This is a genomic window from Nonomuraea montanisoli (assembly GCF_013363975.1).
Lineage (GTDB): Bacteria > Actinomycetota > Actinomycetes > Streptosporangiales > Streptosporangiaceae > Nonomuraea > Nonomuraea montanisoli.
Genome location: NZ_JABWGN010000009.1, coordinates 457,752 through 477,194, shown reverse-complemented (window position 1 = coordinate 477,194; position 19,443 = coordinate 457,752). Strand labels below are relative to the sequence as shown.

The following is a 19,443-nucleotide window of genomic DNA, read 5'->3' as shown; positions in this document are numbered from 1 at the left end:
CTCCTACGGCACCAGGACCTACTCGGTACCGGTGAGCCAGCAGGCCGCCGGCACCTGGACCCTCGAGGTCAGCGACGTCTACCTCGGTGACACCGGATTCCTGGACTCCTGGAGCATCACCGTCTGACCCCCGTCGAGCGAAAGCCCCGGCCGACTCTCCCCCTGGCCGGGGCTTTCCCGCGCCGGCAGGATGCGGTGGACGACGTCGGCGGCCGAGTGGTCCTCGGGCAGGCCCTGGAGGAAGGCGATGTCCTGGCCCAGGGTGAGCAGGGCCGGCTCGCGGTAACCGTCGCCGCGGTGCTGGGGCAGGCCGATGGCGGCGGTCAGCCCGTTGCACAGGCATTGGCGGCCCTCGGCCTCCTCCACGGAGCCGCCCTTGCGCGCGTAGGTGTCGACGGGTTCGGCGGGGCAGCGGTAGCCGAGCGCGCCGTCGGGTCTGACGTACGGGGTGCGCAGGTAGCCCAGGTCGCACAGCCGGGGCCGCCGTTCGTGGACCTCGGGCTCGGACAGGGTGCCGGGCAGCCGCGCGACCTTGAACGGGAAGCCGGTCGGCGAGGCGCGCGGGTCGTTGTGGACCTCCAGCGTTCCGGCGGCGGCCGCGCGCAGCAGGCGGCGCCTGAGGGCGTCGTCGAACCCGGACTCGCGGCACAGCGCGAACGCCGAGCCCACCTGGACACCGGTGGCCCCCGCGGCCAGCGCCCGGGACAGCCCGCCGGGCCCGCCGTAGCCGCCGGCCAGCCAGAACGGCAGGCCGAGCGCCGCGACCTTGCCGACGTCGGCCTCGTCGCGCGGGCCGTACACGGGCTCACCTGCGGCGTCCAGGCGCGGGCGGCCGCGCGGCGGCGCGCTGTGGCCGCCCGCCACCGGCGTCTCCACGACGAACCCGTCCGGCCGGGTCCGCGGGGAACGGGCCAGGTAGGCGGCCAGCACATGGGAGGAGACGATCGCCAGCAACTTCGGCCGCCGCGTCGGCTCGGCGGGACGGGGCAGCACCGTGCCCGGGTCGAGGCCGATCGTGTGCCGGTCGTCGCCGGCTCCGGCCACGGCGACGGTGATCTCGGCCGGGCGGTGCGCGGCGAACGCGTCGAGCAGGTCCGGGATCTCCGTCGGGATGCCCGCCCCCATCAGCACGTAGTCGGCCCCGGCCAGCATGGCCCCGAACACGGCGGCCGGCGTGGCGAGCTGGATCTTCTCCAGGTAGTTGACGCCGATCGGGCCGTCGTGCCCTTCCTTGGCGAGGAAGACCTCGGCGAAGTTGGCGACCACGGCCAGCTCGTCGCGGGCGCGGTTGGGCCGCAGCCCGAGCCGGGGCACCGGCCGGTACGGCGTGCCGGGCGCGATCCCGCCCGGCACGAAGTAGCGGCCGAGCACCCGTCCGGCGAGCGCGGGCTCCGGGAAGCAGGCCAGTGCGCGGCGCAGATGGCCGCCGGGATCGCCGCGCTGCAGCCGGCGGGCCAGCGTGACGTCCAGCGCGGTGCCCGACACGACGCCGAGCTGCCCGGTACGCGCGACCGCGCGCGCCAGCCGCCACCCGGACACCCCCACCCCCATGCCGCCCTGGATCAGGACGGGGAACGCGGTCTCAGACATGCCGGCTCCGGTGGATCGGGGTGCGCCGCCGGTAGACGACGTAGGGCCGCCACAGGTACGCGAGCGGCGCCGACCAGACGTGGACGAGCCTGGTGAACGGCCAGATCGCGGTGAGCACCCAGGCCGACAGCGCGTGCAGCCGGAAGAGCGGCGGCACGCCGGCCATCAGGCCGGGGTCGGGGTGGAAGGTCAGGACGCCGCGGAACCAGACGGCGATGGTGGCGCGGTAGTCGTAGCCGCCGCCGAGCAGGTTCTCGCCCACGGTCGCGGACAGGCCGAGCGCGATCGTGACCGCCAGTACGGCGAACAGGACCTTGTCGGCGCGGGTGGTGGTGCGGCGCACGCGCGGGCTGGTGAGGCGGCGGGCCAGCAGCAGCCCCAGGCCCGCCACCACCATGAGCCCGGCCACGGTCCCGGCGCTCACCGACACCAGGTGGTAGAGGTGCTCGTCCACCCCGACCGCCGCGGTCAGGCTCTTCGGGACGAGCAGGCCCAGCACGTGGCCACCGATGGCGGCGAACGCGCCGAGGTGGAACAGCGGGGACCCCAGCCGCAGCAGCCGGCTCTCCAGGACCTGCGTGGTGCGGGTGGTCCAGCCGAACTGGTCGACGCGCCAGCGCCACACGTGACCGACCACGAAGATCGTCAGAGCGATGTAGGGGACGACGACCCACAGCGCGACGTTCACGGCCGCACCTCCGTCTCGTTGAGCGGCGGCCCGCACGGTGCCGCCCCGTACGGTGTCGGCCCGTACGGTGCCGGTCCGACGTCCTCGGCGGGCGGGCCGTACGGTGCCAGGCCGACGTCCTCGGCGGGCGGGCCGTACGGTGCCAGGCCGACGTCCTCGGCGGGCGGCCCGGCCATCGCCAGGTCGGCGACGGCGGCACGCTCGGCCGCCGACAGGTCCGGCAGTTCCGCGCAGAGCGCGTCGAGCACCAGCGAGTAGGACGAGCCGGACTCGTGCAGCGCGGTGCGGATGAGCTCCAGCCCCTTGCGGTGCTGGCGCAGCGGCGCCTCGCCGGTGGACGGCCCGGCCAGCGCGGCGAACTCGCAGACCACCGGCAGGTAGTCGGGCAGTTCTCCCTCGGGCGGGACGAGCCCGGCCACGCGATAGCGCTGCTTGAGGGTGAGCAGCGCCATGCCGCGGCGGCGGGTGTCGCCGTGCAGGTAGTAGGTGAGGTAGAGGCTGGACCTGCGGCGCAGGTCGAAGGTCTCGACGTAGGCGCGGGCCAGCCGCGTCGGCTCGCACTCGGCGTACCAGGCGGTGAACGCGACGAGGGCGTCGCGGGTGGCCGACTCCGGCAGCGCGGCCGCGGCCCGGCCCAGCTCGTCGCGGGCGGCGAGGAGCTCGGCGTCCGGGTACTGGAGCAGGAGCGAGATCAGCCGGAACAACCGCGCGCGGTGTCGCGGCTGCGCGAAGGCGGCGGGCTCGCGCCGGGTCAGGAGTCTCACGCCGTGCCTCCGTCGCGGACGAAGAGCTTCAGGCCGAGACGCCCGTCGCCGCGGCGGCCGGTGACGCCGGCCGGGTGGAAGTCGCTCATGCCGGGACCGCCGTCGCCGTCCAGGCTGCACCCGCCCGCCTGGGCGGACAGGGCGGCGGCGTCCTCGCGGTGGGCGGCGGGCACGACGTAGCGCTCGTCGTACTTGGCGATGGCCAGCAGCCGGTACATCTCCTCCATCTCGGCCGCCCGCATGCCCACCGCCTCCAGCAGATCCTCGGCGACGGTGCCGTCGACGGTGCGGGCCCGCATGTAGGCGCGCATCGCCGACAGCTTCATCAGCACCCCGGCCACGATCTCGGTGTCGCCGGCCGAGAACAGGCCGGCCAGGTACTCCAGCGGGATGCGCAGGTCGGTGACGGCGTGGAAGACGTTGTCGGGGTCGTCGGCGTCGGCGCCCGCGCCGGTGACGGCGTCGAGCACGGGCGACAGCGGCGGGATGTACCAGACCATGGGCAGCGTGCGGTACTCCGGGTGCAGCGGCAGCGCCACCCGGTAGCGCATGGCCAGCCGGTAGACCGGCGAGCGCTGCGCCGCGGTGATCCAGTCCTCGCTGATGCCCGCGGCGCGGGCCGCCTGGACCACCTCCGGGTCGGACGGGTCGAGGAAGACCCGGCGCTGCGCCTCCAGCAGGTCCCGCGGGTCCGGGACGCATGCGGCCTCCAGCACCGCGTCGGCGTCGTACAGGATCAGGCCGATGTACCGCAGGCGCCCGACGCAGGTCTCGGCGCACACGGTCGGCTGCCCCGCCTCGATGCGGGGGAAGCAGAACGTGCACTTCTCGGCCTTGCCGGTCCTGTGGTTGACGTACACCTTCTTGTACGGGCACGACGAGACGCACATGCGCCACCCGCGGCAGCGGTCCTGGTCCACCAGGACGATGCCGTCCTCCTCCCGCTTGTACATCGCGCCGGACGGGCAGGCGGCGACGCAGGCCGGGTTGAGGCAGTGCTCGCAGATGCGCGGCAGGTGGAACATGAAGGTCTGGTCGAACTCCATCCTCACCTTCTCCGCCATGGCGGCCAGGTTGGGGTCGGCCGGGGCGTGCTCGGGGGCGCCGCCCAGGTCGTCCTCCCAGTTCGCGCCCCAGGTGATCGCCATGTCCCGGCCGGTGATGGCCGACTTGGGGCGGATGACCGGGGTGTGCGGCCCGGCGGGGGCGTTGACGAGGGTGTCGTAGTCGTAGGTGGCCGGCTCGTAGTAGTCGTCCAGGTCGGGGAGATCCGGGTTGGAGAACAGGTTGAGCAGCCGCTTGACGCGGCCGCCGGCGCGGAGCTTGAGCCGGCCGCGCCGGTCGAGCTGCCAGCCGCCGTGCCAGCGCTCCTGGTCCTCGTACCGCTTGGGGTAGCCGACGCCGGGTTTGGTCTCGACGTTGTTGAACCAGACGTACTCGACGCCGTCGCGGTTGGTCCAGGTCTGCTTGCACGTGACGGAGCAGGTGTGGCAGCCGATGCACTTGTCGAGGTTCATCACCATGGCGACCTGTGCCATGACCCGCATCAGTACGTCACCTCCTGGGCGCGGCGCCGGATCACGGTGATCTCGTCACGCTGGTTGCCGGTCGGCCCGTAGTAGTTGAAGGCGTAGGTGAACTGCGCGTACCCGCCGATCAGGTGGCTGGGCTTGAGCAGCAGCCGGGTGAGGGAGTTGTGCACGCCGCCGCGCCGCCCGGACTTCTCGGTGAGCGGGACGTTCACGTTGCGGTCCTTGGCGTGGTACATGTACACGGTTCCGGCCGGCATGCGGTGCGAGACGATCGCGCGGGCCACGACCACGCCGTTGCGGTTGTACGCCTCGATCCAGTCGTTGTCGGCGACGCCGATCGCGCGGGCGTCCTCGACGCTCATCCAGATCGTCGGCCCGCCGCGGGACAGGGCGAGCATGTAGGCGTTGTCCTGGTACTCGGAGTGGATGGACCATTTGGAGTGCGGGGTCAGGTAGCGCACGGTGACCTCGGCCCCGTCCGTGCCGTCGCGCTGCTCGCCGTAGTGGCGGCGCATGTTGAGCGGCGGCCGGTAGGCGGGCAGTTGCTCGCCCAGCTCGATGATCCAGTCGTGGTCGAGGAAGAACTGCTGCCGCCCGGTCAGCGTGTGCCAGGGCTTGTCCCGCTCGACGTTGATGACGAAGGCGGAGTAGCGGCGCCCGCCGGTCTCCGACCCGGACCACTCCGGCGAGGTGATCACCGGCTGCGGCCTGGCCTGCGTGTCGGCGAAGCTGATGCGCTTGCCCTCGTGCTCGGCGGCCAGGTCGGCGAGCCTGGTCCCGGTGCGCTTCTCCAGCGTCTCGAAGCCCTGGGTGGACAGGCGGCCGTTGGTGGTGCCGGACAGCGCGAGGATGGCCTCGCACATGCGGTCGGCCGTCTCCAGCGAGACGCGGCCCTGCGGGGTGACGCCGTTCTGGCCGCGCAGGTGCTCCAGCTCGGGTCCCACCTGGTAGGTGACGCCCTTGGTGGTCAGCCCCAGGTCGGCGAAGAGCGGGCCGATCGCGCGCACGCGCTCGCCGACGGCGGCGTAGTCGCGCTCGACGGTGACGATCCTCGGCATGGTCTTTCCGGGGATCGGCTCGCACGCGCCGGTCCTCCAGTCGCGTACCCGGCCGCCGGGCTGGGCCAGCTCGTCGGGGGTGTCGTGGACGAGCGGGACGGCCAGCACGTCGGTGCGCGTGCCGAGATGGCGGGCGGCCAGCTCGGAGAAGGCGTCGGCGAGGCCGAGGAAGACGTCGTAGTCGGCGCGGGTCTGCCACGGCGGGGCGATGGCCGGGGTGAAGGCATGGACGAACGGGTGCATGTCGGTCGAGGACAGGTCGTGCTTCTCGTACCAGGTGGCGGCCGGGAGCACGACGTCGGAGAACAGCGCCGTGGACGTCATCCGGAAGTCGATCGCGGTCAGCAGGTCGAGCTTGCCCTCGGCGGCCTCCTCGCGCCAGGTCACCTCGACCGGCCGGACGCCCTCCTGGTTGCGGGTCTCGGCGTCGGCGCCGAGCAGGTGGCGCAGGAAGTACTCGTTGCCCTTGCCGGAGGAGCCGAGCAGGTTGGCCCGCCACACGGTCAGCACCCGCGGGAAGTTGGCGGGGTCGCCCGGGTCCTCGGCGGCGAAGCGCAGCCGGCCGGAGGTCAGCTCGTCCACCACGTGCTCGGCCGCGCTGACGCCCTTGGCGGCGGCCTCGTCGGCGAGCGTGAGGGGGTTGCGGTTGAACGTCGGGTGCGAGGGCAGCCAGCCCAGGCGCGCCGCCTGGGCGTTGCAGTCGGCGAACGAGCGGCCCTCGAACAGCCCCTCCCCCAGCGGGCTGGCCAGCTCGTCGGCCTGGATCTGCTCGTAGCGCCACTGGTCGGTGGCCAGGTACCAGAACGCGGTGCCGGCCATGTGCCGCGTGGGGCGCTGCCAGTCGAAGGCGAAGGCCAGGTGCTGGAAGCCGGTGACGGGGCGGACCTTCTCCTGGCCCACGTAGTGGCCCCAGCCGCCGCCGTTGACGCCCTGGCAGCCGGTCAGCAGCACCAGCGTCAGGAAGGCGCGGTAGATCTGGTCGGAGTGGAACCAGTGGTTGGTGCCCGCCCCCATCGCGATCATCGAGCGGCCCTCCGTGCGCTCGGCGTTGCGGGCGAACTCGCGGGCGATCCTGGTGATCGTGGCGGCCGGCACCGAGGTGATCTCCTCGGCCCAGGCCGGGGTGTACGGCTGCGAGGCGTCGTCGTAGCTCGCGGGCCACGCGCCGGGCAGGTCGCGGACCACGCCGTACTGGGCCATGAGCAGGTCGAACACCGTCGTGACGAGCTTGCCGGCCACCTCGGTCACCGGCACGCCGCGGCGCATCGCGGAGCCGCCCTCGGTGGCGCCCTCGTCGAAGCGCGGCAGGTCCACCTCGACCGCCTGCTCGGAACGGTCGAACAGGGTCAGCGCCGGTTCGGCGCCGTCCAGGTCCAGGTTCCAGCGGCCCTCGCCCTCCTGGCCCCAGCGGTGGCCGAGCGAGCCGTTCGGCACGTGCGCCTGGCCGGTCCGCTCGTCCAGGAAGACGGTCTTGAACTCGGCGTTCTCGCTCTCCTCGCCGAGATCCGCGGCGGTCAGGAAGCGGCGCGGCACGTACGCGTCGCCGCGGGGCTCCAGCGTGACCAGGAACGGCAGGTCCGTGTATTTCCGGACATAGTCGGTGAAGTAAGGGACCTGGCGGTCACGGAAGAACTCGGTCAGGGTCACGTGGCCCATCGCCATGGCCAGCGCGCCGTCCGTGCCCGGGTGCGGAGCCAGCCAGTCGTCGGCGAACTTGACGTTGTCGGCGTAGTCGGGGCTGACCGCCACCACCTTGGTGCCCTGGTAGCGGGCCTCGGTCATGAAGTGCGCGTCCGGGGTGCGGGTGACCGGGATGTTGGAGCCCCACATGATGAGGTAGCGGGAGTTCCACCAGTCGGCGGCCTCGGGCACGTCCGTCTGGTCGCCCCACACCTGCGGGGAGGCGATCGGCAGGTCGGCGTACCAGTCGTAGAAGGACAGCAGCGTGCCGCCGATCATCGACAGGAACCGGGTGCCGGCCGCGAACGACGCCATCGACATCGCCGGGATCGGCGAGAACCCCACCACCCGGTCGGGGCCGTACTCCTTGATCGTGTGCACGTGGGCGGCGGCCATCAGCTCCAGGACCTCGTCCCAGCCGGCGCGGACGAAGCCGCCCTTGCCGCGCGCCCGCTTGTAGGCCCGCGCGCGCTCCGGGTCGCCGGTCAGCTCCGCCCACGCCAGCACCGGATCACCGAGCCTGGCCCTGGCCTCGCGCCACATCTCCAGCAGCACGCCGCGCACGTACGGGTAGCGCACCCGCGACGGCGAGTAGGTGTACCAGGAGAACGACGCGCCGCGCGGGCAGCCGCGCGGTTCGTACTCGGGCGATTCGGGCCCCACCGACGGGTAGTCGGTGGCCTGGTGCTCCCAGGTGATCAGCCCGTCCTTGACGAACACCTTCCACGAGCACGAGCCCGTGCAGTTCACGCCGTGGGTGGAGCGCACCACCTTGTCGTGCGCCCACCGGTCCCGGTAGAAGCGGTCCCAGCCGCTGGGGTCTATCTGGTGCAAAGTGCGGCCGTCGGCCGATATTTCGGACTTGGTGAAGAACGTACGGGCTGCGAGCAACGGCCCCATGCCGGGGGTTGAGTCGATATCGGTCACGCTTGTCTTCCTCGCCACAGGGGTTACAGCGGGTATGGCTCAAGATTCGGGCACGCCGTCCGCCGGCGGCAGGGACCAAAGTCCCTCGCCGCCGGCCCGATGGGCCATCAGGCGGCTGCTCCGATGGGCCATCAGGCGGCGCCGAGCCACAGGTCGGGCCCGAACACCTCGTAGTGGATGTCACGGGCCGCCACACCGGCCCGCAGCAGCCGGGCGCGCATGTCCCGCATGAACGGCACCGGACCGCACAGATAGACGACCGCACCGGCCGGGATCTCGACCCCGTCCAGGTCCATCAGGCCCGCCCGGTCGGGGGCGACCGCGCCGCTCTCGTACCAGAAGACCCGCTCGGCGGCCAGGCGCAGCATGTCGTCGCGCAGCGCGTGCGCGGCCGGCGAGCGGTCGGCGTGCAGCACGAGAACGCGGCGGCCGGAGCCGGTCGCGGCCAGGTGGTCGAGCATCGCCACGACGGGCGTGCAGCCGATGCCCGCGGACACCAGCACCAGCGGCGCGTCCCCGTCCTCCAGCGTGACGTCGCCGAACGGCGCCGAGAGGGTGAGCTCGTCGCCCGCGCGCACGGTGGTGTGCAGCAGCGTGGACACCTCTCCGGCTGGGTCTCCGTCGACGCGCTTGACCGTGATCCGGCGCAGCCGGTCGCCCGCGCCGGACAGCGTGTACTGGCGAAGCTGGTGCACGCCGTCCGGCATGCGGACCCGGACGCTGACGTACTGCCCCGGGCGCGCCGGCGGGAGCGGCCCGTCGTCGGCCGGACGCAGCAGGAACGAGACCGCGTCCGAGGTCTCCTCCCGGCGGGCGACGACCCGCCAGGACCGCCACGTGTCGCCGTCGCGGGCGCCGGCCTCGGCGTAGATGCGGGCCTCCATGGCGATCAGCGCACCGGCCATCAGCCAGTAGACCTCGTCCCAGGCCGCCGCCACCTCGGGCGTCACCGCGTCGCCGAGCACCTCGGCGATGGCGCCGAACAGGTACTTGTGGACGATCACGTACTGGTCGTCGGTGACGCCGACGGCGGTGTGCTTGTGGGCGATGCGGGCGAGCAGCCGATCGGGCCGCTCGCCGGGGTGTTCCAGGAGCATGCCGGCGAACGCGGCGATCGAACCGGCCAGCGCCCGGCGCTGCTCGCCGTTGGCCTGGTTGCCGCGGTTGAACAGGCCGTCGAGCAGCTCCGGCCGCTCGGCGAACATCGTCGCGTAGAAGCGTGCGGTGATGGCGTCGAGCGAGGCGCCGACAACCGGCAGCGTGGCACGGACGATCTCGGCTGACTCGGCGGACAGCATGAAGCCTCCAGACAGGGCGGGGTGAACAGGGCCCGCCACCGCGGGCCCCCACCAATCTTGGAGTCCGGCGCGCTCGGCCCCCTGAGGCGAACGTCCGCACCTGCAGGGCCGAAAGTCCCCGGCGGAACACGAGATCTTCTCGGGACTTTGGTCCCTACCCGGCTGGCCGCGGGCCGGATAGCGTCGAGACCTGACTCGTGTGTCGTCGACCAGAAACGTCGAAGGTTATGCTGCTCGATTCCTCCGGACTCCAGGTGCTCTCCGACGAGGAGTGCTTCGCCCTGCTGTCCGCGGCGCCGATCGGGCGGATCGTGTTCACCGATCGCGCCCTGCCGGCCGTCCAGCCGGTGAACTTCTGCCTCGACGGCCGGACCATCGTGATCCGCACCTCGATCGGGTCGAAGCTGGCGGCCGCCACCCGGCGGGCCGTGGTGGCCTTCGAGGCCGACGAGTTCGATCGCGAGCTGCGCATCGGCTGGTCGGTGACCGCGGTGGGCCAGGCCCGGGAGGTGACCGATCCCGGCGAGCTCCACCGGCTGGCGGCGCTGCCGCTGACGACCTGGGCGCCGGGCCGCCGTGATCACTACATCGCGGTCGCGGCCGAGCACATCTCCGGCCGCCGCATCACGGCGACCCGTCCCGACGATCGAGAGGCGACCTACGGCCGCCCGACGCCGAGGTAGGTGAAGCCGAGGGCCCGCATGCCGGCCGGATCCAGCATGTTCCGGCCGTCGAAGAGCACCGGCCTGCGCATCGCGGAGGCGGCCCGCGCCCAGTCGACCTCCTTGAGCTGCGGCCATTCCGTCACCACGATGGCCGCGTCCGCGCCGTCGAGGGCCGTCTCCGGGGTCGCGTGGCGGGTCGTCGACGTCCACGGCTCCGTCTCGGCCGGGCGAGCCATGGGATCCCAGCAGCGCACCTCGGCTCCCTCGGCCAGGAGCCGGGCGGCCAGCACCGTGCTCGGCGCCTCCCGCATGTCGTCCGTCCCCGGCTTGAACGTCAGCCCGAGCAGCGTCACCCGCCCGCCGGCCAGCGTGCCGAGCACGTCCTTGAGCTTCTGGATCGCCCGGCGCTTCTGGAGGTTGTTGACCTCGATCACCGCCGACAGCAGTTGCAGGTGGTAGCCGGTGTTGCTGGCCAGTTGCCGGAGCGCCTCCGAGTCCTTCGGGAAGCAGGAGCCGCCCCAGCCGATGCCGGGACGCAGGAAGTGGTGGCCGAGGCGGTGGTCCAGGCCGACGGCACGGGCGACCTCCTCGACGTCGGCGCCCGTCTTCTCGCACAGGGTGGCGATCTCGTTGATGAAGCTGATCTTCGTGGCGAGCAGCGCGTTCGAGGCCAGTTTCACCATCTCGGCGGACCGCACGTCCATCCTGACGACCGGCCCGTCCACCCCCTCGTGCAACTGCGCGACCAGGCGGGCGGTCTCCTCGTCGGAAGCGCCGACGACGACGCGGTCCGGGTGCAGGAAGTCGTTCACCGCCGTGCCCTCGGCCGTGAACTCGGGGTTCGCGGCATACCCGACGTGCCCCAGGCCGGCCGCGTCCAGCGCCTCGCGCACCCGCGTGCCCGTGCCCACGGGCACGGTGGACTTCATCGCCACGACCCGCAGCCGCGGCGCCCCCTCCAGCGACCTCACGACCGACCAGACGCGCGACAGGTCCGCGTCACCGGACGCCGACGGGGGCGTGTCCACGCACACGTACACGACCTCGGCGGAGGCCAGGGCCTCCTGGAGGTCCAGGGTGAAGGTCAGCCGCTCCTTGTTCCGGACGATCATGTCGCCCAGGCCCGGCTCGTAGATCGGTATCTCGCCGGACCGCAGCAGCTCGATCTTCTCCGGGCTGATGTCCCGGACCACCACCTGGTGGCCGAGTTCGGCGAGGCACGCCCCGGTCACCAGGCCGATGTACCCGGCGCCGAACACGGCGACCCTCCGCTTCGGGGTGTCACCCATGGCTTCCATCCATTCTCACGGGACCAGACCTTCGCATCGGGCCAGGTGGACGACGCTCTCTCCGCCGTCGGCGAGGAGGCCCTGGATTGTATCCGCCCCATACCGGGCGTCGCCGACAGCTCTGATCAGGGGGCCGTACCCGGGCCGGGCAGCGGGTCGATGTCGCCGGCGTGCATCGGCTCGCCGCAGTGGGCGCAGCGCAGGTCGACATGGCTGATCTCGCCGCAGGCGTGGTGGCGGTGGAGCACCGGCGGACCGGCCTCGCCCGCGAGCCACCTGTCGCCCCAGGCGGTCATGACCATGAGCAGGTCGACCAGCTCGGTCCCCTTGGCCGTCAGGCGGTACTCGTAGCGCGGCCGCTGGTCGTACGGGTGGCGCTCGATCACGCCCTGCTCGACGAGGTGGTTGAGCCGCTCGGTCAGCACCTTGCGGGAGATCCCGAGGTCGGCCTGAAGGTCGTCGAACCGGCTGATCCCGACCCACACGTCCCGCAGGATCAGCGGCGACCACGGCTCCCCGATCACGTCGAGGGTGCGCGCGATGGAGCAGGCCATCTCCCCGAACTTCGTGCGTTGCATGGAGGCAGTCTACCCATTGGGGTTCCCTCAGGGAACTTCGAGTGGGCTCGCCCCACCGAGTTAGGCGGCCGCGGCTCCGGATACATATCAGTCCTATGATCACCTGTGTCGTCGAGTACGTGATCGACCCGGCGAAGATCGACGCGTTCGAACGCTTCGGCCGTCGCTGGATCGAGCTGGTCAACCGCCACGGCGGCACTCATCACGGCTACTTCCTCCCGGCGGAGGGCGCCAGCGACAAGGCTCTCGCCCTGTTCAGCTTTCCCAGCCTCGCCGCGTACGAGGAGTATCGCGGCCTGTTCGGCACCCACCCGGACTTCGTGGAAGCGGATCGCATCCGCGACGAGAGCGGGTGCGTGCTTCGCTACGAACGCACCTTCATGCGTCCGCTGCTTCCCGCCGACGCGTGAAGCCCGCGGGCCGTCCGGGGCCGTCGGCGCGCCCCCCTCAACCGCCACTCCCCCGCCGCACCTTGGCGTAGTGACGGGCGGCGCGCGCCCGGTTGCCGCAGCCGGCCGAGCACCATTCGCGCCGTGAGGCGTCGCGGACGAAGAACAGCAGACAGGCCGGCCTCTGGCAGGCGCGCACCTGGTGACGCAGTGGCCCGCCGAACACGTCGACGGCGTTCTCCGCCACGGCGGCGAGCGCCGCGGCGACCGGGCGGCCCGCGGCACACTCGGCCGTATGCGGCTCAGGAGTGGTGCGCAGCTCCCGCCAGCGCGTCGTGCGGCCCGCGTGACGGTTGAGCGTCGCGACCGTGTCCGGATCGAACGCGCGGTCGTCCACGGCCGAGGCGGCGAGCGACCGTATGGCGTCCCGGAGCTCCCTGGCCAGGCGCAGGTCCTCCTCCGTCACGCCGTGGAGGTCGGCGTCGGCGAGCCCGACCGCCAGACGTGGGCGCATGTCGCGCAGCCACGCGGCCAGGTGCTCGACGCTCCGCAGGCCGTCCTGGGGACGACCTCGCACCGCGTACGACGTGTTGCCGAGTTCGATGGCCGGCGGTTCGCCCAGGAGCGGGGCGCCGCCACCCGCGAGGTGTGCCACATCCACCCTTCTAACGCTACATCCGGGTTGACAGCGTTATAAATCGCTGGGCATATTCTAATGGTCAACGGGGAGCCTATCCGTAAGAAAAGGCGGCTCCCGGGACGTGGCACCCATGCCCGCCGCCGACTCGACCGCATCCACAGGGGAGATCCCGCATGACCACACCTGCCTTTCAGACCGGGCACGTCGGCCTGAACGTGACCGACCTGGCACGCTCCATCGCCTTCTACCGCCGGATCTTCGGGTTCGAGATCATGGGTGAGCAGAGCGACGGCGACCGCAGATTCGCCTTCCTCGGCAGCGACGGCACCCTGCTGGTCACCTTGTGGCAGCAGAGCGACGGCGCGTTCGCCACCGACCGGCCCGGCCTGCACCACCTGTCGTTCCGGGTGCCCGACATCGAGACGGTCCGTCGAGCCGAGGCCGCCCTGCGCGAACTCGGCGTGCAGCCCCTCCACGGAGGGATCGTCCCGCACCGCGAGGGCGCGTCCTCCGGCGGCGTCTTCTTCACCGACCCGGACGGCATCCGCCTGGAGATCTTCGCGCCGGCCGGCGCCGACACCGCGCCGGCGCCCACGCAGGGCGCGCCGACGTGCGGCTTCTTCTAGATCCACGAGTACCCGGGCCGCACGCCGCGGCCCGGACCGACGACGGAGGGGGATCTCCCGTGCTCCATCCAGGCGAACGCTCGGTACAGCGCCGCACCGGTCTGACCGCCGAAGGCCTGGGGTCGGCCGGCGTGCGGGCGACCATCCCGCCGGTGGCGGCGGAGTTCCTCCGGCAACAGCGGCTGGCGGTGATCGCAGCCGCCGACGACACCGGAGCCGCATGGGTCAGCGTGCTCACCGGTCCACCCGGGTTCATCACCGCCGCCGACGACCGCACGGTCATCGCCGACCGGCTGCCCGGCGCCGGCGATCCGCTCGCGGGCCTCTTCGACGCCGAGCGGCAGGTGGGCATGCTCCTGATCGAGCCGGCCAGCCGGAGACGGATGCGGGCCAACGGCCGGGCCCACCGGGACGGGAGCCGGCTCCTGATCCGCACCGAACAGGTGTACTCCAACTGCCCGAAATACCTCCAGACCCGCACCTATGCCGACGACGTGCCCTCGGAAGGCGGGACAGCGCTCGTCACCGCCGAGCTCACCACCGACCAGCAGCGGTGGATCGGCACGGCCGACACCTTCTTCGTCGGCACCTACGCGCCCGGCCTGGGAGCCGACGCGTCACATCGCGGCGGCAACCCCGGATTCGTCACGGTGGCCGGCAGCCGCCGGCTCACCTGGCCCGACTACGCCGGCAACTCGATGTACATGACCTTGGGCAACCTGGAGCTCGAACCCCGCTGCGGGCTGCTGTTCCTGGACTGGGAGCACGGGCACGCCCTGCAGCTGACCGGACGCGCCCGCGTCGACTGGGACCCGGAGCGGGCGGCAGGAGTGCCCGGCGCGCAACGGCTCGTCGACTTCGACGTCGAGCGAGCCGTCCAGATCGCCGGCGGCATCCCCCAACGGTGGTCCTTCGGCAAGTACTCCCGGTTCAACCCGGCCTGAACAGGCCGGCGGACGAGAAGGAACCACGATGCGTGTCCGTGTCGACATGACCTTGTGCCGGACCCACGCCCAGTGCGTGTTCGCCGCCCCCGAGGTGTTCGCCCTCGACGACGATGACGAGCTGGTGTACGACGCCACGCCGGCCGACGCGCTGCTGCCCGCCGTGGAGGAGGCGGCTCGCGCCTGCCCCGTGCAAGCCGTCCTCCTGGACGACGACTGACCGTCGCGCGATCTATGGTCGTTCCTTCTGCAGGTCATGGGTCTGCGGGGTGATGCCGCGCTGCTTGAGGCGGAATTTCTCGATCTTCTGGGTCGGGGTCTTGGGGAGGGCCGGGAGGAACTCCACGTAGCGGGGGACCATGTGCCTGGCGGTGGTGCGGGCGCAGTGCTCGATGAGCTCCTCCGCGGTGAGGGTCGCGCCGGGTCGCAGCACGACGCACGCCTTGACGTCCTCCTCGCTGAGGTCGCTGGGGACTCCGACGGCCGCGGCCTCCAGGACGGCGGGGTGGCTCTCGATGACCTGCTCCACCTCGTAGGCGGAGATGTTCTCGCCACGACGGCGGATCGCGTCCTTGGCTCGGCCGGCGAAGTAGAGGAAACCATCGGCGTCCAGGCTCCCCAGGTCGCCGGTGCGCAGCCAGTCGCCGTGGAAGGCCGCGGCGGTGGCCTCCGGCATCGCGTGATAGCCGGACATGATCAGACCTGGTTCGCGCGCTCTGATGAGGATCTCGCCGACCTCGCCGGAGGGCAGGAGCGAACCGCTCTGGTCGGCGATGGCCAGTTCGTACTCGGGGATGGGGCGGCCGCAGGATCCGGGGCGTTTCGGGGCGTCGAGCGGGTCGTAGACGCAGATCCCGCCATCGGTCAGACCGTAGATCTCGTAGAGGCGGAAACCGAAACGCTCTTCCCAGCCGGCCTTCCACTCGGGCATCGGAACCCCCCAGCCGAGCCGGATCCGGTGGTCGCGGTCGCCGTCGGCGGCCGGCTGCTTCCAGAGCATCGCCAGGGTCGCGCCCATGAAGTTCATGACGGTGGCGTCGAAGCGGCGGACCTCCGCCCAGAAGCCCGAGGTGCTGTAGCGGCGGCCGATCGCCGCTGTCGCGCGAGTGGCGAGGGCGGCCATGACGGTCAGGGTCGCCGCGTCGACGTGGAAGAGGGGGAACGGGCAGTAGAGGACGTCGTCGGCGGTGAAGCCGAGGTTCCGCGCGTGGAGCCGGCCCTGCCTGACGACGTAGCGGTGGGAGAGCACGCACGCCTTGGAGGGGCCGGTGGTTCCCGAGGTGAACAGCATCATGGCGGGAGAGAGGTCGTCGACCGGGCAGGGCGCGGGATGGCCGGCGCTCGTCAGGGCGTCGGGAAAGGCGGCGAGGACGGGGAGGCCCGCGCGGTCCGCAGGCTGCCGGAAGGCGCCATGGACGATGATCGTCGTCAGCCGGGGAAGCTCCGGTGTGACCGCCAGGAGGTTCGGCAGCAGGTCGGCGTCGACGACGGCGACCCGGGCCCCGGTCACCTGGAAGGTGTGCGCCAGGCCCCGGCCGATCAGAGCGGTGTTGACGGGGACGTGGACGGCGCCCAGCCAGTTCACGGCGAACCAGGCGAACACCAGCTCGGCGCTGTTCTCCATGAGCGCGACCACCGGTTTGCCCGGTTCGATCCCGTGCCGTCCGAGGTCGGCCGCCAGCGCCCCGGCCCGCCGATGGACCTCGGCGTAGGTGTGATCGCCCTGCTCGGTGCGCAGGAACACCTTGTCAGGAGCGCGCCGCGCCTGCGCCTGGAGCAGCTCGACGATCACTGGGAGCCTCCGCGCCCGGGGAACGCCTCAGCCTTCAGGCCGAACAGCCGGGCCGCGTTGCCGGAGAACAACGCCTGGAGCGCCGGTTCGGGCAGGCCGGACTGCCGCCACTCGGCCAGCGCGCGGTGTGGATGCATGACGGGCCAGTCGCTGCCGTACAGGACCTGGTCGCGCAGCACGTTCGGCATCATCGTGAACAGCGCGTCCCAGCCGGTGCCCGCTCTGGCCACGTACTTGGGGGCCAGCCCGCCGAACTCCAGGTACACCGTGGGATGGCGGCGGGCGACCGCGCACAGCTCGGTGACCCACGGCCACCCGGCGTGGCAGGCGACGAGCTTGAGCTCCGGGAAGTCGCAGGCGACCTGGTCGAGGAGTTCCGGCCGTTCGTGACGCATGGGATGCATGCGCGAATAGGTCACGCCGGTGTGCAGGGCGACGACCAGGCCGAGCTCCTCGGCCCGCGAATACATCGGGTAGAGCGCGCGATCGTCGATGTCCAGGCCGAAGAAGGCCGGTTGGACGGAGATGCCGAGCAAGCCGGACGCGGCCGCCGCGGCGACCTGCCTGGCGGCCCGCGTCGGCCACAGGGGGTGCAGGTCGACCGCGCCGACGCCGCTGAGCCGGCCGGGGTGCGCGGCCAGCAGGGCGAGCAGCGCGTCGTTCAACGCCTGCGCGGACTCACCGCCTTCGGACTCGGCGTGGACGACGGCATGGTCGATCCCTTCACCATCCATGACCGCCAGCAGCTCCCGCAGAGTGCCCTCGTCGATCTTCCTGGTGAGATCGAGCACCTGGTCGTACTGTTCGGCCTGCCTGGCCGGGACCTGGTAGCCGGGTCGGGCCCGAAGCTCCTGCGGCAGCCGCACCCGGGCGTCGATGATCGTCACGCGAGGGCCTCCTCGTCGGCGTGGCGGTCGAGCGGCTCGGAGTCGAGGACGGCGACCCGCAGATCCGTGCCGCACTCCGCCGGCGGCACCGGCGGGCAGCCGACGAGCCGGGTCGCGAGATCGGCGAACCGGTCCTGGACCTCGGGCACCGACAGGCGGCCGCCGGGGCGGTACCAGTTGGAGACTCCGTTGCACATCTCCAGCAGCGCCATCCGGGTGGTCGACAGATCATCGATCTGGAACTGGCCGGTCCGCCTTCCGCGTTCCAGCACCTGCTGGAACATCGACTCGTAGTCGTCGCGCAGAGCGAGGACGGATCCGCGGTTGGCCGCTGACAGCGCACGCACCTCCCGGTCCGTGACGTACGCGGTCAGCGGGTTGACCGCTTCCATGGCCACGTGCAGCCGGACCAGTCGCACCAGCTGGACCGCGGGATCGGCGCTGTGGTCGAGGGCGCGGCGGCCTCCGTCCAACATCCCTTCCAGGCAGCCGGCCATGACCGCCACGAGGATCTCCTCCTTGCCGCCGGCGTAGTGGTAGAGCGTCGCGGAGTTGATCCCGGCCTCTCTGCCGAGGTCGCGGATGCCGGTGCCCGCGTACCCCTGCCGGGCGAACAGGCGGACTGCCGCACGGTGGATCTCGATCAAGCCGGACATTCAATTCCAATCAATCGATTGACAGATAGACAACTTTCTATATCGTACTGCCCGGCAGGGTCAATCAATCGATCGATTGGCCGAGCGGAGCTCGGCGCAGTCGTGAAGCTCGTGGACTCCCGCACCGGGAGAAGCCGCAAGCCCTTCAGAGAAAGGGAAAGTCGATGAGGAATGTGCTGATTTCGGGCGGTAGCATCGCCGGTCTGTCCCTCGCGTACTGGCTGCGCAGGTACGGGTTCGCCGTGGCCGTGGTTGAACGGGCACCCGCGCCGCGCCCTGGCGGGCACGCGGTGGACCTGCGCGGTGTCGCCAACCAGGTCGCCGAACGCATGGGGATCATGAAGCAGATCCGGCGGGCCCGAGTGCACGAGGAAGGCATGGCCTACGTGGACGCCCAGGGCAGGGTGAAGGCCACCATGCCCGCCACGCTCTTCGACGGCGAAGGCGCGGTCGCGGAGATCGAGATCCTGCGCGGCGACCTGACCGACATCCTGTACGCGGCCGCCGGACCGCACGTGGAATACCTCTTCAACGATTCTATCGCCTCGCTCACCGAGCACCACGAGGGCGTGCACGTGACCTTCGAGAACGCCCCGGCACGCGTGTTCGACCTCGTGGTCGGCGCGGACGGGTTGCACTCCACGGTCCGCCGCCTGGCGATGGGCCCGGAAGAGCAGTTCGTCAAGTACCTGGGCGCCTACAACGCCTACTTCACCATCCCCGCCGCCGGCCTGAACCTGACCCCCTGGTTCCTGGTGCACACCATGCCCGGCGCCAAGCTCGCCGCGATCCGGCCGGACGGCCCGAACACCGCCAAGGCCATGTTCAGCTTCAAGACCGGCCCGCTCGCCTACGACCGCCGCGACATCCGGCAGCAGAAGCGCATCCTGGCCGAGAAGTTCGCCGGTGGCACCTGGCAGACCCAGCGGCTCATCGACGCCGTCTGGCAGGCCCCCGACTTCTTCTTCGACTCCATCAGCCAGGTGCACGCCGACCGCTGGTCCACCGGACGAGTCGTCCTGCTCGGCGATGCCGGCTACTGCGGGTCCCCGCTGTCCGGCAACGGCACCGCCATGGCCATCGTCGGCGCCTACGTCCTCGCCGGCGAGCTCGCCGCGGCCGGCGGCGACCACGTCGCCGCCTTCGACAGGTACGAGACGTTGATGCGTCCCTACGTCAAGGAGTGCCAGCAGCTGCCGCCCGGCGGCGTCGACGGCTTCCTGCCCGGCTCTCGCCTGGCGATCGGGGTCCAGCGCACCATGATCAAGCTGATGACCTCGGGCCCGCTGGCCAAGCTCGGCGCCAACGCCGCACAGAAGGCCAGCTCCATCACGCTGCCGGACTACCAGCCGGCCGACGGCCCGACCGTCAGGGCGTCCCGCTAGCGACACGGCCCGCGTCTTCGCCCCGGCCGGCGTGGAGCCGCGCGGAATCAGCGGG

Annotated in this window: 18 protein-coding genes and 1 pseudogene; 7 read left to right on the top strand and 12 right to left on the bottom strand. The window is 71.7% G+C overall.

The genetic code is table 11. The annotated features are described in order from the left end of the window. Positions 1-31: 31 nt before the first annotated feature. Positions 32-79, top strand: a pseudogene (locus HTZ77_RS48785) (hypothetical protein); the annotation flags it as partial. On the opposite strand, the gene HTZ77_RS25420 reads toward HTZ77_RS48785, so the two are convergent. From HTZ77_RS25420 to HTZ77_RS25395, 6 genes are all read right to left on the bottom strand, one after another. After that, positions 79-1,590: a nitronate monooxygenase gene (locus tag HTZ77_RS25420; RefSeq protein ID WP_175592164.1), complete on the bottom strand. Its 1,512-nt coding sequence runs from the start codon at positions 1,588-1,590 to the stop codon at positions 79-81. The pseudogene HTZ77_RS48785 and the gene HTZ77_RS25420 sit on opposite strands and share 1 nt — an antisense overlap. Further along, the gene (gene narI, locus HTZ77_RS25415) at positions 1,583-2,278 is read right to left on the bottom strand and encodes a respiratory nitrate reductase subunit gamma (RefSeq protein WP_175592163.1); all 696 of its coding nucleotides are present in this window, start codon (positions 2,276-2,278) and stop codon (positions 1,583-1,585) included. The genes HTZ77_RS25420 and narI overlap by 8 nt, the downstream gene beginning before the upstream one ends. After that, positions 2,275-3,042, bottom strand: coding sequence for a nitrate reductase molybdenum cofactor assembly chaperone (narJ, locus tag HTZ77_RS25410; protein ID WP_175592162.1), 768 nt, complete (start codon positions 3,040-3,042; stop codon positions 2,275-2,277). The genes narI and narJ overlap by 4 nt, the downstream gene beginning before the upstream one ends. After that, positions 3,039-4,589, bottom strand: a complete 1,551-nt coding sequence (gene narH, locus HTZ77_RS25405; protein ID WP_175592161.1) for a nitrate reductase subunit beta — start codon at positions 4,587-4,589, stop codon at positions 3,039-3,041. Before narH ends, narJ begins: the two co-directional genes overlap by 4 nt. Next, on the bottom strand, positions 4,589-8,212 hold the full coding sequence (locus HTZ77_RS25400; protein WP_175592216.1) for a nitrate reductase subunit alpha: 3,624 nt from the start codon (positions 8,210-8,212) through the stop codon (positions 4,589-4,591). Before HTZ77_RS25400 ends, narH begins: the two co-directional genes overlap by 1 nt. 158 nt (positions 8,213-8,370) lie before the next feature. After that, on the bottom strand, positions 8,371-9,537 hold the full coding sequence (locus tag HTZ77_RS25395) for a globin domain-containing protein (protein ID WP_175592160.1): 1,167 nt from the start codon (positions 9,535-9,537) through the stop codon (positions 8,371-8,373). Between the two features lie 227 nt (positions 9,538-9,764). Between HTZ77_RS25395 and HTZ77_RS25390 the strand changes: the two genes are divergently transcribed. Continuing rightward, complete coding sequence (locus HTZ77_RS25390) at positions 9,765-10,220, top strand: pyridoxamine 5'-phosphate oxidase family protein (protein ID WP_175592159.1); 456 nt, start codon at positions 9,765-9,767, stop codon at positions 10,218-10,220. On the opposite strand, the gene HTZ77_RS25385 is transcribed toward HTZ77_RS25390, so the two are convergent. Next, positions 10,196-11,491 (bottom strand): UDP-glucose dehydrogenase family protein, encoded by a 1,296-nt coding sequence (locus HTZ77_RS25385; RefSeq protein ID WP_175592158.1) that lies wholly within the window; start codon positions 11,489-11,491, stop codon positions 10,196-10,198. The two genes, HTZ77_RS25390 and HTZ77_RS25385, sit on opposite strands and share 25 nt — an antisense overlap. 125 nt (positions 11,492-11,616) lie before the next feature. Further along, positions 11,617-12,069, bottom strand: a complete 453-nt coding sequence (locus HTZ77_RS25380) for a winged helix-turn-helix transcriptional regulator (RefSeq protein WP_175592157.1) — start codon at positions 12,067-12,069, stop codon at positions 11,617-11,619. A 119-nt stretch (positions 12,070-12,188) separates the two neighbouring features. On the opposite strand from HTZ77_RS25380, the gene HTZ77_RS25375 reads away from it, so the two are divergent. Further along, entirely contained in the window at positions 12,189-12,479 is a 291-nt protein-coding gene (locus HTZ77_RS25375) for an NIPSNAP family protein (protein WP_328808753.1), read from the top strand. Between the two features lie 37 nt (positions 12,480-12,516). Here the strand turns inward: HTZ77_RS25375 and HTZ77_RS25370 are convergent, their stop codons facing one another. Continuing rightward, entirely contained in the window at positions 12,517-13,119 is a 603-nt protein-coding gene (locus HTZ77_RS25370; protein ID WP_328808752.1) for a CGNR zinc finger domain-containing protein, read from the bottom strand. Between the two features lie 152 nt (positions 13,120-13,271). Between HTZ77_RS25370 and HTZ77_RS25365 the strand changes: the two genes are divergently transcribed. From HTZ77_RS25365 to HTZ77_RS25355, 3 genes are read left to right on the top strand one after another with little or no spacing between them, the layout of a single operon-like run. Then, positions 13,272-13,724 carry a VOC family protein gene (locus HTZ77_RS25365; protein ID WP_175592155.1) on the top strand — a complete coding sequence of 151 codons (453 nt, stop codon included), beginning with the start codon at positions 13,272-13,274 and terminating at the stop codon, positions 13,722-13,724. A gap of 59 nt (positions 13,725-13,783) precedes the next feature. Then, complete coding sequence (locus HTZ77_RS25360) at positions 13,784-14,668, top strand: pyridoxamine 5'-phosphate oxidase family protein (RefSeq protein ID WP_175592154.1); 885 nt, start codon at positions 13,784-13,786, stop codon at positions 14,666-14,668. Between the two features lie 28 nt (positions 14,669-14,696). Beyond that, complete coding sequence (locus tag HTZ77_RS25355) at positions 14,697-14,888, top strand: ferredoxin (RefSeq protein ID WP_175592153.1); 192 nt, start codon at positions 14,697-14,699, stop codon at positions 14,886-14,888. Positions 14,889-14,900: 12 nt separating this feature from the next. Here the strand turns inward: HTZ77_RS25355 and HTZ77_RS25350 are convergent, their stop codons facing one another. From HTZ77_RS25350 to HTZ77_RS25340, 3 genes are read right to left on the bottom strand one after another with little or no spacing between them, the layout of a single operon-like run. Next, a complete protein-coding gene (locus tag HTZ77_RS25350) occupies positions 14,901-16,460 on the bottom strand; it encodes an AMP-binding protein (RefSeq protein WP_175592152.1) in 1,560 nt (519 codons plus the stop codon). Then, on the bottom strand, positions 16,457-17,347 hold the full coding sequence (locus HTZ77_RS25345) for an amidohydrolase family protein (protein WP_205303389.1): 891 nt from the start codon (positions 17,345-17,347) through the stop codon (positions 16,457-16,459). Before HTZ77_RS25345 ends, HTZ77_RS25350 begins: the two co-directional genes overlap by 4 nt. After that, positions 17,344-17,994, bottom strand: coding sequence for a TetR/AcrR family transcriptional regulator (locus HTZ77_RS25340; protein ID WP_175592151.1), 651 nt, complete (start codon positions 17,992-17,994; stop codon positions 17,344-17,346). Before HTZ77_RS25340 ends, HTZ77_RS25345 begins: the two co-directional genes overlap by 4 nt. A gap of 173 nt (positions 17,995-18,167) precedes the next feature. On the opposite strand from HTZ77_RS25340, the gene HTZ77_RS25335 reads away from it, so the two are divergent. Beyond that, positions 18,168-19,388 (top strand): FAD-dependent monooxygenase, encoded by a 1,221-nt coding sequence (locus HTZ77_RS25335; protein ID WP_175592150.1) that lies wholly within the window; start codon positions 18,168-18,170, stop codon positions 19,386-19,388. Positions 19,389-19,443 lie beyond the last annotated feature (55 nt).